Origin of the sequence: Mesorhizobium shonense, from assembly GCF_040545255.1 — a bacterium.
Taxonomy (GTDB): Bacteria; Pseudomonadota; Alphaproteobacteria; order Rhizobiales; family Rhizobiaceae; genus Mesorhizobium; species Mesorhizobium shonense.
On sequence record NZ_JBEPLM010000004.1, the window covers coordinates 74,337 to 90,417 of the forward strand.

Here is a 16,081-nt window from a genome sequence, read left to right on the forward strand (position 1 = left end):
CCGAAGCAATTCCGGCGCTACGGTTCAAACGAAGCAACAGCCACCAGTTGCTCACGAAGCCAAGCGTTCCCGGTGTCGCGATCAAATCGGCGGTGCCAATACATTGTGACGTCCATAGCCGGCGGTTCCATCGGAGGTATGAAAATATCCAAATCGAGACGTTCGGCCACCAGACGCGCAAAGTGGACCCGATCGAGGTCGACGCATCTTCTCTGACGTCGGGAACATCGCTGGTGGTGACCTGGCGCGATAAACGTGTCGTCGTGCGCCACCGCACCGAAAAAGAAGGGAAGGATGGCGAGGCTGTCAACTTGGCCGACCTCAAGGACCCGATCGCCCGTAACGCCAATCTGCCTGCCGATGCGCCGGCGACCGATGCCAACCGCGCCGCGCCCGGCAAGGAAGCCTGGATCGTGATGGTTCAGATCTGTACGCATCTGGGCTGCATTCCGGTCGGCCAGGAAGGCGATGCCGGCGGCTGGCTCTGCCCATGCCACGGATCGCAATACGACGGTGCCGGACGCATCCGCAAAGGCCCGGCTCCGGAGAACATGGCGGTGCCGGTGTTCCAATTCATTCCCAACACCAAGATCCGTATCGGCTGAGGCAGAGGACACCTCGATGAAGGAGGGACGCTCGACCTACAAGCCCAAAGCCGGCATCGAACGCCGGTTGGACGCCTGGCGCTGCCGCGGCTGGTGCATGACTCCTTCATCGTCTATCCGGTGCCGCGGAACCTGAATTTCGCATACACGTTTGGCGGTATCCTGACGATGATGCTGGGGTTGCAGATCGCCACCGGCATCGTATTGGCCATGCACTATGCGGCCGACACAAATCTCGAGCGCACCGGCCGGAAACAGACTGTGATCATCGAGGGGCAGCGTTTCCAGACCAGCGACCATCTCGGAATGCAGCCGGTGATTGCGGTCCGGCTGAATTAGCGACTCCGAGATCGCGGTCGTCTCGCAGTCCATTGGGAATGGTAAGTGGTCCTGCTCGCTTCAGCACTTCGGCCTGCTCGACGGAGGACGGATACTGACTGACCTGGAGAGCATGGATATGAGGTGGGTTACGCGTCTGAGCGGGGTCAATCGTGAACCGTCTTAATCTCCGCAGCCAGAAAGGTTTGGCGACCTTCGCGGACCGTAGCGCGCCCAGCGCCGCACCGACGAAGAACGCGTCCCAAACCTGCGTGTCGACCCAGATATCCGCGCCTTGCGATGCGCGAGTCATGGAAACGGCAAAATCATCATCTTCGAGCGAGCCCGGAGGTACCCATCCACCCCCGGATGATGATCTGGCTCGCGGCGATTGCTCGACCAAGAACGCGGTCTTCCAGTTTCCAACGTTTAGAAAGAGTATGCATCAGGAAATGCCGTTAAACGGTCCCGACGCAGCAATTTCACTGGATCGACACCGCCCTCGCCCAGATCGAACTGAAGCAAAACGTCCGCAGCTTTCTCCAACACGACGAAACCGTTCATCCCTTGGAATAGATCCGGGATCGCTTTGGGTTCCCTCTCACCGCCAGCCCACATGACGGTGGGAAAGCACTCAGGTCCGAGGGCGATGCCCTCGTCATTCAACGCCTGGAAATTCTCTCGATAGGCTCGGTCACCAGGGACTGGCTCGGCCTAGCCATTGCCGGGATGTATCCAATGGCGCATCCCACCTCCGCCCGATCAAATGATTAGTTGGCGACTTTCGGGCTCGTCAGTCGATCCGGGAACGACTCGTATGAGGCGCGGAGCAGTCATCCAGGATCGAGCGGAAGAGTTCTGTGGATTTGCGCGATCGTGCGTGCGAAGTGCCGTCCGCCGCAATCAACGGCAACGGGGAAGAGGCGGTCTGGCAACTGAACTAATCCACAGAAATATTTTGTTGGTATTTTTGTTGGTCACCACCTCCGCCGAGCGATCTCCAAACAGTTGAAAACAAAGTCAGATTTCGTTTGCTTGGATTCCGCCTCTGGGCACCATCCTCTCTTCTCCCCTGTACCCTTCCGCCGAAGCCGCCACGCTTCTGGTTCTGCAAACTGATGAAATCGTTGAATTTTTCGGTGCGTACGGCGCACTTGAGCGCGTTTCACGGATTTTCGGCGTATTTGGTCCAACGAGCCGGCGTGTTGGCCCCGTCTTTCGATACGCCATCGATGGCCTGTGCAACGACAAAAAGTCGAAACGGTGAGGTTCAAGGACTTCAAGGTGTCACGTATGTTGCGTCCCGATATTCTTGGGTTTGGATTCTGAGGCGAGATGCAAGGTGGCATCAAAGACAAACCGGCGCGGAAACGAACTGTCACATTCAATCGTTGCCGAGTTGATCGCGGTCTTGGTCGCGGTGACAAATGGTCAACCGCGCGTGATGACCATCGATAGTGGCAAGGCCCTGCCCTCCGGCCCGTTCGAACTTGGGCACCGCTCGCTGCAGTCCGGCTTGAGGGACTGGGTCGAACAGCAGACGCGGCATCCCCTTGGCTACATCGAGCAACTCTATACCTTCGCCGACCGAGATCGCGTGGGCGACGCGTCGCGACGAATCATTTCGATCAGCTATCTAGCCCTCACCCGTGAGGAGCAGTCGGCGCCCGCCGGCAAGGCGACATGGTGCGATTGGTATGATTACTTCCCCTGGGAGGATCATCGCCACGGCGTCCCGCCTGCATTGCATCAGGTGATTGTCCCGCGGCTGAACGCCTGGGCAGACGCCCCGGACAATTTCTCGATGCGAGGCGAACGCCGGCAGCGGATGGCCATTGCCTTCGGTCTCGAGGGTCACGGCTGGAACGAGGAGCTGGTGCTGCAACGCTACGAGCTGCTTTATGAGGCGGCCCTGGTGGAGGAAGCGCATCGCGGCTTGAACAATGATGTCCGATCGGCCACTGGCTCGTCCATGGCGGCGGATCACCGCCGCATCCTGGCAACCGGCATCGCCAGATTGCGCTCCAAGATCAAGTACCGGCCTGTCGTGTTCGAGCTGATGCCGCCTCTCTTCACCCTGCTTCAGCTACAGCGGACCGTGGAAGCGCTGGCCGGGAGGCTGGTCCACAAGCCGAACTTCCGGCGCCTGATCGAACAGCAGGAGCTGGTCGAGGAAGCGGGAGAGACAACCGCCGACACGGTCGGACGGCCGGCGAAGCTTTTCCGCTTCCGTCACGCCGTTCTCGACGAGCGGGCGGTGGCGGGGACGAAATTGCCATTGTCGCGGGCTTGACAACCCTTATTCTCACAGTGAGTATATGCGTCAATTATACTCATATTGAGAATAATTGGAGCGCCGATGCACAGTTCGCTGCCTACCGCCGCGTCGCTTTACGATCGCGTCCAGCGGGTGATCCCGCCGATCGAATGGCCGGCCTTCACCGACGACATCGATGCCATTCTCACGCTGAAGCGCGAGCGCAACGCGGTCATCCTGGCGCATAATTATCAGACGCCGGAAATCTTCCACTGCGTGGCCGATATTGTCGGCGACAGCCTTGCGCTTGCCCGCAAGGCGATGTCGACCGAAGCCGATGTCGTCGTGCTGGCCGGCGTGCATTTCATGGCCGAGACGGCCAAGCTACTTAATCCGGACAAGACCGTGCTCATTCCGGATCTGGACGCGGGCTGCTCGCTGGCCGACTCGATCACGGCTTCGGACGTACGCCTGATGCGGCAGCGCTATCCCGGCGTGCCGGTCGTGACCTACGTCAACACCTCGGCCGCCGTGAAGGCCGAGTCCGACATCTGCTGCACCTCGGGCAATGCATTGGCGGTGGTGGAATCGCTGGGGGCGCCGCGGGTCATCATGCTGCCCGACGAATATCTGGCCAGGAACATCGCGGCTCAGACAAAGATCGAGATCATCGCCTGGAAGGGGCACTGCGAAGTGCATGAGCGCTTCACGCCCGCCGATATTCGCGAGCTGCGGCAGGCGTATCCCAATGTCACGGTACTGGCTCATCCCGAATGCCCGCCGGAGGTTGTCGCGGAAGCGGATTTCGCGGGCTCGACGGCGGCGATGTCCGACTATGTCGGACGGCATAGGCCCGCGCGCGTGGTGCTGATGACCGAATGTTCGATGAGCGACAACGTTGCCGTCGAGCACCCTGAAGTCGAGTTCGTGCGCCCCTGCAATCTCTGCCCGCACATGAAGCGCATAACGCTCGCCAACATCCGCGCGGCGCTGGAGCGGAACCGCCATGTCGTGACCGTCGATGCCGAGGTGGCTGGACGCGCGCGGCTGGCCGTGGAGCGGATGCTGGCCGTATGATCCTGGATGTCCAAGACCTCGCAGGCCGGCCGGTCATCGTCGGCGGCGGCATAGCCGGACTGATGACGGCGCTCCATCTGGCGCCCGAACCGGTGCTGCTTTTGTCACGCTCGCCGCTTGGCGCGGATGCATCGAGCGCGTGGGCCCAGGGTGGGCTTGCCGCCGCCCTGGGCGGTGACGACGATCCGGAACTCCACCTTGCCGACACCCTTGCCGCCGGCGACGGGCTTTGCGATGCGGAGGCCGTGCGGCGCATCGTGTATGCCGCCCCGTCCGCGATCGAAAACTTGGCGCGGCTCGGAGTTCGCTTCGACCGGACGCTCGAAGGAGCATTGCGGCTTGGGCTGGAGGCGGCGCACAGCCGCCGGCGCATCGTTCACGCCAGTGGCGACGGCAGCGGCCGCGAAGTCATGCGCGGACTTGTGGCCGCCGTGCGGTCGACGCCCACGATAACGGTCCTCGAGGGTGTCGAGGCGCGCCGGCTTGCCGTGTCGGATGGCAGGATCGTCGGTGTGCAGGCGAGTTCAAACACAGGTCAAGTGCTCTTTGCCACGGGGCGGGTCGTCCTCGCCACGGGCGGGATCGGCGGGCTGTTTCAGGACTCGACAAATCCACTTGGCAGTTTTGGGCAGGGCCTGGCGCTTGCCGCACGCGCAGGCGCCTTTCTGGCCGACATGGAGTTCATCCAGTTCCACCCGACCGCGCTCGACGGGCCGGGCCGTCCGATGGCGCTCGTCAGCGAGGCGGTTCGCGGCGAAGGGGCAATCCTGGTCGATCAGACAGGTCGGCGCTTCCTCGATGGCGTGCCGGGCGCCGAACTCGCGCCGCGCGACATCGTGGCGCGCGCGGTCTGGAGACATCTGGCAGGCGGCCATCAGGTCTTCCTCGACGCACGCCAAAAGCCAGGCCCGGCATTCGCGCGGTATTTTCCAACGATCGCATCTGCCTGCCGCGCCGCCGGCATCGATCCGGCGCTGGACCTCATTCCCGTCAGGCCGGCGCAGCACTATCACATGGGCGGTGTCGCAGTGGACCTGGCAGGACGCACGTCGGTCCCCGGACTTTGGGCATGCGGAGAAGTCGCCTCGACAGGACTGCACGGCGCCAACCGGCTCGCCAGCAACTCGCTGACCGAAGCGATCGTCTGCCCGCGCTGGGTTGCCGAGAGCGTGGCTGGCTCGTTTGCCACCGCCCCTGGGACGCGGCTTGCGGCAACTGAGGGGCCGAGGCCCGACCCAGGGCCTGCGCGCCTTCTCCTGTCGCGCGCCCTCGGCGTCACGCGGGATGGCGAAGGCTTGAAGGACGTAGCGGGCGCCTTGCTGCCGCTGGCGCAGCGGAACGACGCTTCATCCGATGCCGCCGCCGTCGGTTTGATGATCGCGATTGCCGCCTTGCAGCGTCAGGAAAGCCGGGGCGCTCATTTCCGAACGGATTTTCCCGGCCATGCAGCCGTCGACCGGCGCCCCAGAATGACGCTCGACGCCGCCCTGGCGGCGGCGCATGAACTCGATCACGTCCGAAGGCCAGAAGAGGCCCTATGAAAAACCTCTCGCCACTACCCACAATCATGTTCGAAGCGCTGGTGCGAGCAGCCCTTCTCGAAGATCTCGGCCGGGCTGGCGACCTGACCACGGACTGCATTGTTCCGAAGGACCGTCGAACCACGACCGTCCTTGCGGCGCGTCAGAGCGGAACTGTCGCCGGGCTTGATATTGCAAGGCTCGCCTTCCGGCTGCTCGACCAGGATGTGGACGTGGTGGTGCACACTCCTGACGGCAGCAAGGTCACGCAAGGGCAAGCCGTCGCATCGGTGAGAGGCCCGGCCCGGGCCATCCTGACGGCAGAACGCACGGCGCTCAATTTCCTGTGCCGTCTCAGCGGCATCGCCACGGCAACGGCGTCGATCGTTAATGCCGTGCGCGGGCACAAGGCGGAAATCGCCTGCACGCGCAAGACGACACCCGGATTGCGCGCGCTCGAAAAATACGCCGTGCGCGCAGGCGGCGGCTCCAACCATCGTTTCGGCCTCGACGACGCCATCCTGATCAAGGACAACCATATCGCTATCGCCGGCGGCATTCGCCCGGCGATCGAGCGGGCGCGGGCCGGCGCCGGCCATCTCGTCAAGATCGAAGTCGAGGTCGACACGCTGACGCAACTGGATGAAGCCCTCGCGCTTGCCCCGGATGCCGTCCTGCTCGACAATATGTCGGCCGACGAACTGCGCCAGGCGGTTGGCATGGTAGCCGGCCGGGCGATCACCGAGGCGTCGGGCAGGATAATGTCCGCGTCGGCGCCGGTCATCGCCGCGACCGGCGTCGACCTGATCTCCATCGGCTGGTTGACTCACAGCGCCCCGATCCTCGATATCGGGCTCGACTTTCGGGAACTCTGAACGCGGTGTTTGACTAGCTTGAGATGCAATGCGCTCCAGCTCGGCACGGCCAAGCGGCATCAGGCCAGGAGCTGCCACATTCGCACACGACCTGTGCCGCGCAATTCCGTTTCCGCGAGTGGGTCGCAAGCAAAATCTGGTCCAAGCAGTTTGTGAGTTGCATCCGAAATACGGATTTCATCCGGCTCCGCGGACTTTTGAATACGTGCGGCGAGATTGACGGTGTCGCCCCACAGGTCATAGACAAACCGCCTTTTGCCTATGACGCCCGCCACGATCGGTCCGGAGTGAATTCCAATTCTGAGACTTAGCGGTTCGCCTGCGAAGCGCTCGCGCCTGGCCGCCTCCCGCAGCTCGAGCGCATAGTGCGCAAGGGCTTCTGCATGATCGGATCGCGCGGCGGGCAGGCCAGCGACCGCCATCACACAATCGCCGATGGTCTTGATTTTTTCGCAGCCATGTTGTTCCGAGAGCAGATCCGCCGCCTTGAAGAAGTAATTTAAAATAGCGAGCGTCGTCACGGCTCCGACGCTCCTCGCTCTTTCCGTAAAACCGACGATATCGGCAAAAAGCACGCTGACCTCCGCGTGGTTGTCTGCGATTTGCTCGTCCGCTTTCAGCCGCTCCGCGATCGACGCCGGAAGAATGTTGAGGAGCAGGGACTCGGCGCGCTGGTATTCACGCGTCAATCCCTCCTGGCTCTCCCTCAATGCCTCGTTCGTCGATTGCAGCTTCGCATTGAGTTGACGCTCCCTCTCCTGCAGGAGCGTCATTTCATAAGCCTTCTGTTGAAGCCGCTGCTGGTTGTCGCGTTCGGCAGTGGCGTCGAGAAAGAGCAGCCACACCGAGCCGCCGTCGCCAAAGAGATGAAGGTCCGCGACACGCCCTCCGGGCAGCTCCACCATGGGCATATGATATGGAAGCTCCGGGCAAGGCAGCAGCCCTTCCATGAATTCAAGCTGATCGGCAACAGGCTTGCCAGTGCGAAGCGACGAGAGTCCGTAATGTTCAATGTTGCCGCCCTTCGCGGCTATGCATTGCCGGGCGTCAATTTTCAGATATGCGGCAGAGCGCTCATCATAGAAGAAATCATATATCCAGCTTCTGACTTCTTTCGGCACCCTGGGCATGGTCTATTTGGCGACCATCGAAGCAAGGTGACGAAACGCATCGTCAACATGTTCGCCCGAAAGCGCGCTTGTCAGGTAGATTTGCCATCCACGCTGCTTCAGTTCGTCGATCTCACCATCCGATATCGCCCACCGATCGGTGAGATCGGATTTGTTGAACAGCAATATGAACGGCATCACGCCGAATTCGGCCTCGACCCGCTCGCGCAGCGTGAGCGCCACGGCAAGAGTAGCGGGCCGGGTTCCATCGACGACAAGCACCAGCCCGGTCGCACCTCGCACATAGCTGACGCGGAATGAGCCGATATCGTCTTCGCCGGCCAAATCCCACAAAATCAGATCCACGGTTTTGTCCGCGAGTACGACACTCTTCTTGTCGATTTTCACGCCCACCGTGGTCAGGTAGTTTTCCGAGAAGATGCTTTGCACAAACCTGCGCACCAGGCTCGTCTTTCCGACAGCGAACCCGCCCAACATGCAGATCTTTTTTTGCAGCATCCTGGGCTCCGCACTACTCCAGGTTCACAGTAATCGAGACCCGGCGATTGGTGGAGTTCCCAGTTCGACTATTTTCATTTTCGGGCACCGCCGGCTCAAAGGTGCCGGCGCCCCGAACCTGCAGCAGTTCCGGAGCGACGCCGCGCTTGTTGAGAAGCGCGCGAACTGTCTCGGCGCGGGCGGCGCTGATCGACGCGTTGGCCGTCTCACGGCCCGTTGTGTCCGAATGGCCGGTCAACATGAACCGCGCTGTCACGCCTGCCTTGCGGGCATTTTGGGCGAATTCCTTCAACTGATCAGCCAATCTGTCGAGCACCGGCGTCTGCTCCGCTCCCGGGACAACTCTACCGGAAGAGAAGAAAATATCGGTCGTCTGGATAGCCTCTCTCAAATGATTAAGTTCTGCAAGGTTCAGCTCGCGCAGCTGCGAGACATCCAGAACCACTCCGTCCGCCGAAAGTTGGTCGGCGGCGGCCTGCGCCCGGCTGATCCAGCCGGCAGGTGCCTCGCCCACGACATCGATGCGACCCTGGACGATCGAAAGCCGAACCGATTTCGGCGGGGACAGCGACGCCGTCAGCCGCTTCACCACGAACTTCGGATCAAGACTCTGATAGAATTGCCACTGTGAATGAACGCGGGCAGGATCAACCTCCGTTCCGGACAGCAGAGCTTGCGGGTCGGCGGCAAGAGGGTCTCTCAGACCGGAAATGTAGAAATGTCCGCCCCGCGCCGTTTGTTGAGCAACGATGATTCCCGGTTGGGCCTCAAGTCGCGACACATAATACTGCCAATGCTCCGCCGCGCGTGCATCGGGGCTCACATCACGAACCTTGGAGATGTCGAACTCCGGTCCGCCTGCCGAAAGCTGTCTTGCCGCTGCGCGCGCCCGATCTATCCAGGTGTCGGGAGCCTCACCCTCGGCAACGATGCGGCCATTGACGATCGAAAGTCGCACTTTATCCGTCGGATACAGCGACGCCGTCAGCCGCTTCAACACGAACACCGGCTCAAGGCTCTGATAGAATTGCCAGCTTGCATGAACGCGAGCGGGATCGACCTGCGTTCCCGACAACAGCGACTGCGGGTCGACTGCAAGCGGGTCTCTCAGGCCGGCAATATAGAACTGGCCGTCGCGCATCTTTTGTTCGGAGACGACGATGCCCGGCTGGGTCTCCAGCCGCGAGACGTAGGCCTGCCAGCGTTCCGCCGCGCGTTCTTCGGGACTCATCACATCGCGGACCCTGGCGATATCGAATACCGGCCCGCCCGCCGAAAGTTGCTGGGCGGCGGCCCGCGCGCGGCTGATCCACGCGGCGGTGGCCTCGCCCTCGGCAACGATGCGGTCATCGACGATCGAAAGTCGTACCGAATCCGGCGGCGCCAGCGACGCCGTCAGCCGCTTCAACACGAACGCCGGCTCGAGGCTCTGATAGAACTGCCAGTTTGAATGAACGCGAGCAGGATCGACCTGCGTTCCGGACAACAGCGACTGCGGGTCGGCGGCAAGCGGGTCCCTCAGGCCGGCAATATAGAATTGGCCACCGCGCACCTTTTGTTCGGCAACGATGATGCCCGGCTGGGTCTCCAGCCGCGACACATAGGCCTGCCAGCGCTGCCCGGTTTGCCAGGAAAGAAAGAACCAGCCGCCTGCCGGAATCAAAACCAGCAGGACTGCCGTCACCACCAGCCACGGAAATCCCTGGTTTGAATCCGCGTGCTGCAGTTCAACACAGGTCTGCAACCGCGTCTCCACGCCGGCCAGCTGCGAGCTGTCGCCGTCAAACTGCTCTAAAGCCTGTGAGCAATCTTCATGGATGCGAAGCAATGCATCGCGAATTATTTCATGTAATTCCTCCGGCGGATTTCCCCGGATCACCGCAACCAAGGTCGCAAACGGTCCAACCTCCGACCACAGGCGAAGCTCTCCGAACCGGATAGTGTCCAGCCCGCTCTGTTCTTTCTCGTTGAATGAGTCCCTTACAAAATCTTGAATTGCGCTAAGCATCGAAGAAATCAGTTGAGGGTCTTCGCTCGTAGCGTTTTCGGCAGTTACATGCGCGATCAAAAGCCCGGAAGTGCGGTGAATGAGAAAGACGTGTTCTACACGATAGACGAGAGAATGATTAAGGACAACTTCCGAGAAGCTTGTTCCCGTTCTCCAAGCTTCAAATCTCCACTTAAGTCCATGCCAGGTAAATATATGTCTTAAAGATTCATTCAGCGACTGAAAGGTTTGGTCGATTTTTTCGCCGATCGACTTGCGAATAGCCGGCAGGAACACCGGGTATAATATATCCGTGAGCGTGCTCGGGTTCTTCTGAATGGACCGTTGCGCGGCCCTCTCGACAGCCGGCGCAAGGGCCTCGCCGAGTTGCGCATGAGGCGCGAGCGAGGCTGCACTGGGGAGAACGCCTCCCACTGCAGCCGCAAGCTGCTCTGGTTCGTCGAGCAGGTGCGTAACGCGTGAAAGCTCCGAAATTTCGCCGCCGACCAGCAACTGGCGAAGCGTTTCCATGCGAGGATCGGCGGTCGGAACTCCTTCCAGACGCGCACGATGGTCCGGATCAACGTTTCGGGCAATTTCGATCAAAAGGCGAGCCAGAGCCTCGCGATCAATCTCGGTATCGTTCGAAGCTGCTTTTTGAGGAAGGCTGATTGGGTCGACGCTCGACGTCAAGTTCCGATCAACTCGCTTTCCAGTTACGCTCCGAGTTGCCCTTGCTGCCGACGGGATCCTGATTCAGACATTTTGCGACCTCGACAAACAGGCCAGCCAGAAGATTTCGGTCGGTCTTGACGTTGCTGAGGTCGGAAAACACTTTCTCTATCAGCATCTGAACGCTTTCGTACTTTTGCTTGATTTCCTCACGCAGCAAATGATCGTTTCGACTGATCCGGTCCGCAACTTCGCGCTCGAGATCGCTCAATTGATCCGACAGCGCGCGCACCTGCTTTTCAAGTGCCTGATTTTGATCGCGAAGGTTCCGGTCAATCTCCTTGTCGGCCTCGGCCCGTGCATCTTTTTCATTCCGCAATTGCGTCGCAAGCGAGTCAACCTGCTTCTTCGCGTTTGACTCGTACATTTCGAGATTGCGCTTGGCCTCGGACTCGACATCCTTGAAGCGCTGCAGGACCCGTTCTTCAAGCTTGGAAAAGCGGCGGTCATAGTCCTGCATCTGGTTGCCGAACAGCAGATCACGTATCTTGTCGACACCTACGGCATCGCCCGAGGCCCCACCCTCGCGAGCCTGGCCCGCCATGAAGTTCAGCCCGTTTCCCTCTGCATTACCTATCAGATTTGCGTCCGCTTTATTTGCTGAAGAAGCGGCACTCGAAGATTCCTTAGCCATCACTATGCCCCAATTGCCCAGTGCAGAACTCGGAAGCAAAAAATTATGTCAGACAAATACCCGACCCGCAAGCCGAAATCTTCTTGGTTCGAGCCGATTCGTGCGCCGCTTGTACGCCTGTTGGACTGACAACAAATGCGCGAGTTCCGATTGATGTCGCTCTTTACCTCTTTTGATAGCGGAAATAACCAGATATCCAAATTGACCATTTGATGCAATCTACTACCGAAAGGAGTAATGTCAGGCTATATCTGCTGGATCGAAAATAAATTTAGAATAGTCCTTTGGTGCATTGCAGTTCGTTAACCTGGAGGCGCAGGTACTGTCTCGCACCCGGATGTATACTGCGCCCGTCAGCCTCCGACGCGGGCCCACCGTTGGAAGGAAGCTCTTCTTTCGGACGGAGAATGGCTGTTCGAGAATGCAGGGACAACGGCTGTTATTGGCGCAAGGCTGCTTGCGACCTTTGCATTAGCGATGTCTACTTTTGATGAATCGACAGGACTTTAGAAATGACTGCCATGCGGCGCATCCCTGACAGGCCAGCTTGAGGCCGGCACCGGACTGTCAGGTTTCGGGACGGCCGGGCTTTCAAATGGAAGCCGCTGTGGTATCTCGGGAGAGTTCGCAGGAGACTGTTTGGACGCAGCGTCCCTGACGACCGTTTCCGTTGGCCGGAAATCGCCGGCTATGTCTCGGGGCTCTTGCCCTACCTTCGAACCAGGCGCGGGTAAGACGGCGTGGCGCATAATCCCTTGGTCTCAATCGTGGTTCCTGTGCACAACGCGGAGGCAACGCTGGCGCGCGCGCTCGATTGCCTTCTCGATCAGGAGATAGTGGATTGGGAGGCGATCATCGTCGACGACGCTTCCACGGACCGCACCCCCGCGATCATCGCCGGTTATGTGGAGCGCGATGCCCGATTTCGGACGCTGAGCTCTTGCGCGCATAGCGCCGCCGGCGCGCGCAATAGCGGGACTTCGACAGCGCGCGGCCAATGGCTCATGTTTCTGGATGCGGACGATTGGGTGGCTGCCAGCTTCCTTGCCAAAATGCTGGCCGCACTGAAAAGCGCTCCCGATGCAGCGGCCGCCTATTGCGGTTCTCGGCGCGTGATGCCCGATGGCGAACTCACCCCGTCGAGCATCTCGACGGAGGTTGCGATCCAGCCCTTCGAAACATTCGCCCGCCGGTGTGCCATTCGCACTCACGCGCTGCTGGTCGACCGGGAGACAATTGTCGAGTTGGGCGGTTTCGATGTGTCGCTGCGCACCTGCGAGGACTGGGATCTGTGGCTGCGCCTCGCACGTTTAGGCAAGCGTTGGGTGATGGTCGACGAACCGCTCGCTTTCTATCGGGTCGGCCCCAAGTCGCTCACCCGCAATTCGACGCAGATGTTGGCAGATGCGGAAATCGTGATCGCCCGCGGCTTTTCTCCTGATCCCAGGGTCAAACGCCCAGCACCGGCTCACGCCAATGGAGCGATTTCGGCGAATGGCGGCACCGCTTCCGAAGCACTCGCGTGGTTCGCGTTGTGGAACGCCGCGTCGGATTGCGGCCGCGGCGCGCGCTCGATCGACCCGCAGTCCCTGCGCGCGCTGCCGGCAGGGCGCAAGTGGGCGGGTGAGATCGCCAAGGTGGCCTTCGACGGCCTTATGGCAGGAAGCCTATCGGCGCCAGCCCAATTGGCTGCCAGGTGGGACAGGTTCGGCGGTTCCATCACCGAGTTGATCGTTGAACTCGGCAAGTTCTGGAACGATCCCGAAGCGGCTCGCCGCGTCCAGTATCACCTTGAGCAAATGCTTCTCGACTTCGACGACCTTGCCGCGCCGCGCAGACTGGCGCGGACACTTGGAATCCGCGTCGACGCTCGAAATCCGGCCTCCACCGACCTTCCGGAAGGAATCGATCGAATTTATGCCTATCTGATGATGGATGGCCGGATCGAGGCTCGCGCGCAGTTCGGCGCACTCGGGAAAGTGACAAGGCGTCATTGGATTGAGTTGGCGCTGAATTTCGTGCCCCCTGAGCGGCTTGCACCGCAAACGGGCGCCGGCGCCGACAAGTCAGACATGTTTGCAGCCAAGGCATCGTCGTCCATGGCGGCACCCCGGCCTGATCGGGACAGCCACTTCGGCAAACTCGCGCGATTGGCCGCGGAGGCGCAGCGGCTGGTTCGGTCGAGCGCCGAACCTGCGGAGCGTCTTGCAACGCCGCGCCGCGCACGAGCCGCGAATGGCCACGACAATGATCGTACGTCGTTCTGGAATCGCCGTTTCGCGACCGAGGATCCCTGGAACTATCGTTCGCCCTATGAGCAGGAAAAGTATGAGCGGCAGCTCGAAATTCTGCCCGCCGGTCCCATCGGACGGGCGCTTGAGCTGGCCTGCGCGGAGGGCCACTTCACGCGGCAACTGGCGCCGCGAGTGGGCCATTTGACCGCAACAGACATCTCCGACGTAGCCGTCGGGCGGGCGCGCGCGCGATGCAGCGATCAGCCGAATGTCGAGTTCGGCGTACTGGATTTCTCGGCGGACACGCTGCCGGGCGAGATGGATCTGATCGTCTGTTCGGAAGTGCTCTACTACCTGGATGATCTCGACGAGTTGCGGCGCATCGCCAAAAAAATCGTTGCGGCGTTGGCGCCCGGCGGCAGTTTCGTCAGCGCACACGCATTCGTGCTCCGTGACAATGTAGAAAGGACGGGCTTCGACTGGAACACTTTCGGTGCACAAGCGATCTCGCAGACGCTGGCAGCGACCGAAGGCCTCGTCCTCGAGCAATCGATCCAGACCGAGCTCTATCGCATAGACCGCTTCCGCCGCCTGTCACCGGACGGCATGGCCACGGAACCGGTGATCGATCATGTGCCAATCCGCGCGCCCATCGGTATTGGAGTCGCGCGAAATGTCGTCTGGGGCGGGGCACGGGCCTTGCGCCGCGACGTCGCACGCAGCGAGCGGCGGCAGCGTATGCCTGTCCTCATGTATCACGGCGTCGCCGATGATGGTCCGGCCGCCCTCGCCCGTTTTCGGCTCACGCCCGCCGCATTCGGCAGCCAGATGGCGTGGCTGCGCGCCAACGGCTTTCACGCGATCACGTCCGAGCAGTTGGGATGGTCCATCGCCAACCGTCAACCTTTCGTTGGCCGCCCGGTGCTCATCACCTTCGATGACGGCTTCCAGAATTTTGCCGACCATGCCTGGCCGATCTTGCGCGCGAACGACCTGACCGCGGAAGTGTTCCTGGTAACGGACTTGGTGGGTGAAAGTGCACGGTGGGATGTCGACAGCGGTCCGCCGACGCAGCTTATGGACGCCGGGACGGTGCGACGCCTCGCCGGCGAAGGTGCGTTCTTCGGAAGCCATCTGGCGACGCATCGCGCGATCGATGGTCTGTCGAGTTCTGAGTTGGCCGCCGAGCTCCTGCGCTCCCGCATGTTCGTCGAACGGTGGACCGGTCGGCCGACCACGGCGTTCGCGGCACCCTTCTCTGTCACTGACCGACGGCTTGGCCGGTTGGCCAAGGAATGCGGCTATCGGATCGGCTTCGGCGGCAAACATGGGCCTGCGGACCTCGATTGCGATCCCATCGACCTTCCGCGCATCGAGGTTCGCGGGGATCGCTCGCTCGATGACTTTGTTGCCCGTGTCGAGGCCGTGCTCGAATGAACGGTGGGCAGCGTCTAGATTTGCGACAAATTGGTTCCGCTTTTCCTTCAGCGTCCCGCCCGTCGCCTCGTTCGCAAGTCTATTGGGCGACCTGGGACACGGCTGACATCAGCTCCTGCGGGTTCGGCGCCCCAAACATGTATCGCCCACCCTCCGGAACCTCCGTGAAGCTCCAGCGGACGACCCCCTGCCGGTCCAGCAGGAACTGACCGATCAGTTGTCCATGTCCCGTCGCCATCATCTGCTCGTCGGCCTCGGTCACTTCGTAATTGTCCTTCTTGTCGAGGAATTCGCTGGCCGCAAATGGATCCATTGGACCAGGCAACTCGCCCGGTACGTCGACCCGCATATCCTTTGCCGCCGCCATCGAGACCTTGTACGGCCAGACCGTCTCGTTTTCGGTGAATTCGAGATTGGGCAGTCCAAAAGCACGATGCGAAGCGCGTTCAGGGTCGGAGGCCGCAAGCAGATTCGGCATCGGGTGGTAGCGGAAATAGAGACGCGCCCGTTCGATCGGCGTGTTTACCACCGTCAGGCTCTCCACGCCCTTTTCGCGCAGCTCCGGATCAAGTCGCGCCTGGGCGGCGATATGGCGCCGGCAAAACGCACAATGCAGGCCTCGAAACAGGCCGACCAGCACCGGTTTTTGTCCGCGAAAGTCGTCAAGCGCGATCTTGCCTTCCTGGGTAATGGCGTCGAGCACCACATTCGGCGCACGGTCGCCCGGTTGAAGCGGTAACAAGTCAATACGCGCGGACATTTTCAACCTCCCGCCCG

Annotated in this window: 12 protein-coding genes and 1 pseudogene; 7 read left to right on the forward strand and 6 right to left on the reverse strand. The window is 61.0% G+C overall.

The window, feature by feature from the left end; genetic code table 11:
• Nucleotides 1-47 precede the first annotated feature (47 nt).
• Together petA and ABID26_RS12745 are read left to right on the forward strand one after the other, a co-directional pair.
• The gene (petA, locus tag ABID26_RS12740) at nt 48-605 is read left to right on the forward strand and encodes a ubiquinol-cytochrome c reductase iron-sulfur subunit (RefSeq protein ID WP_292372107.1); all 558 of its coding nucleotides are present in this window, start codon (nt 48-50) and stop codon (nt 603-605) included.
• A gap of 16 nt (nt 606-621) precedes the next feature.
• A pseudogene (locus ABID26_RS12745) lies at nt 622-842 on the forward strand (cytochrome b); the annotation flags it as partial.
• A gap of 510 nt (nt 843-1,352) precedes the next feature.
• On the opposite strand, the gene ABID26_RS12750 reads toward ABID26_RS12745, so the two are convergent.
• A complete protein-coding gene (locus tag ABID26_RS12750) occupies nt 1,353-1,589 on the reverse strand; it encodes a hypothetical protein (RefSeq protein WP_292372108.1) in 237 nt (78 codons plus the stop codon).
• Between the two features lie 745 nt (nt 1,590-2,334).
• On the opposite strand from ABID26_RS12750, the gene ABID26_RS12755 reads away from it, so the two are divergent.
• The 4 genes from ABID26_RS12755 (at nt 2,335) to nadC (ending at nt 6,652) form a co-directional block, all read left to right on the forward strand.
• The gene (locus ABID26_RS12755) at nt 2,335-3,216 is read left to right on the forward strand and encodes an NUDIX hydrolase (protein ID WP_435528568.1); all 882 of its coding nucleotides are present in this window, start codon (nt 2,335-2,337) and stop codon (nt 3,214-3,216) included.
• 66 nt (nt 3,217-3,282) lie between these two features.
• The gene (gene nadA / locus ABID26_RS12760; protein WP_292372113.1) at nt 3,283-4,257 is read left to right on the forward strand and encodes a quinolinate synthase NadA; all 975 of its coding nucleotides are present in this window, start codon (nt 3,283-3,285) and stop codon (nt 4,255-4,257) included.
• Nucleotides 4,254-5,798, forward strand: a complete 1,545-nt coding sequence (locus ABID26_RS12765) for an L-aspartate oxidase (RefSeq protein ID WP_292372115.1) — start codon at nt 4,254-4,256, stop codon at nt 5,796-5,798. The genes nadA and ABID26_RS12765 overlap by 4 nt, the downstream gene beginning before the upstream one ends.
• Nucleotides 5,795-6,652 carry a carboxylating nicotinate-nucleotide diphosphorylase gene (gene nadC / locus ABID26_RS12770; RefSeq protein WP_292372117.1) on the forward strand — a complete coding sequence of 286 codons (858 nt, stop codon included), beginning with the start codon at nt 5,795-5,797 and terminating at the stop codon, nt 6,650-6,652. The genes ABID26_RS12765 and nadC overlap by 4 nt, the downstream gene beginning before the upstream one ends.
• A gap of 59 nt (nt 6,653-6,711) precedes the next feature.
• Here the strand turns inward: nadC and ABID26_RS12775 are convergent, their stop codons facing one another.
• The 4 genes from ABID26_RS12775 to ABID26_RS12790 are packed head-to-tail and all read right to left on the reverse strand — an operon-like array spanning nt 6,712 to nt 11,633.
• Nucleotides 6,712-7,782 (reverse strand): adenylate/guanylate cyclase domain-containing protein, encoded by a 1,071-nt coding sequence (locus ABID26_RS12775; RefSeq protein WP_292372119.1) that lies wholly within the window; start codon nt 7,780-7,782, stop codon nt 6,712-6,714.
• Nucleotides 7,783-7,785: 3 nt separating this feature from the next.
• Nucleotides 7,786-8,280, reverse strand: coding sequence for a Rab family GTPase (locus ABID26_RS12780; RefSeq protein ID WP_354415654.1), 495 nt, complete (start codon nt 8,278-8,280; stop codon nt 7,786-7,788).
• A gap of 13 nt (nt 8,281-8,293) precedes the next feature.
• Entirely contained in the window at nt 8,294-10,960 is a 2,667-nt protein-coding gene (locus ABID26_RS12785) for an OmpA family protein (RefSeq protein WP_292372123.1), read from the reverse strand.
• A gap of 7 nt (nt 10,961-10,967) precedes the next feature.
• The gene (locus tag ABID26_RS12790) at nt 10,968-11,633 is read right to left on the reverse strand and encodes a hypothetical protein (RefSeq protein ID WP_126102034.1); all 666 of its coding nucleotides are present in this window, start codon (nt 11,631-11,633) and stop codon (nt 10,968-10,970) included.
• Nucleotides 11,634-12,373: 740 nt separating this feature from the next.
• Between ABID26_RS12790 and ABID26_RS12795 the strand changes: the two genes are divergently transcribed.
• On the forward strand, nt 12,374-15,304 hold the full coding sequence (locus tag ABID26_RS12795; protein ID WP_292372124.1) for a trifunctional glycosyltransferase/class I SAM-dependent methyltransferase/polysaccharide deacetylase: 2,931 nt from the start codon (nt 12,374-12,376) through the stop codon (nt 15,302-15,304).
• Between the two features lie 79 nt (nt 15,305-15,383).
• Here ABID26_RS12795 and ABID26_RS12800 read toward each other — a convergent pair whose 3' ends face one another.
• On the reverse strand, nt 15,384-16,064 hold the full coding sequence (locus ABID26_RS12800) for a redoxin domain-containing protein (RefSeq protein WP_292372126.1): 681 nt from the start codon (nt 16,062-16,064) through the stop codon (nt 15,384-15,386).
• Between the last annotated feature and the right edge of the window lie 17 nt (nt 16,065-16,081).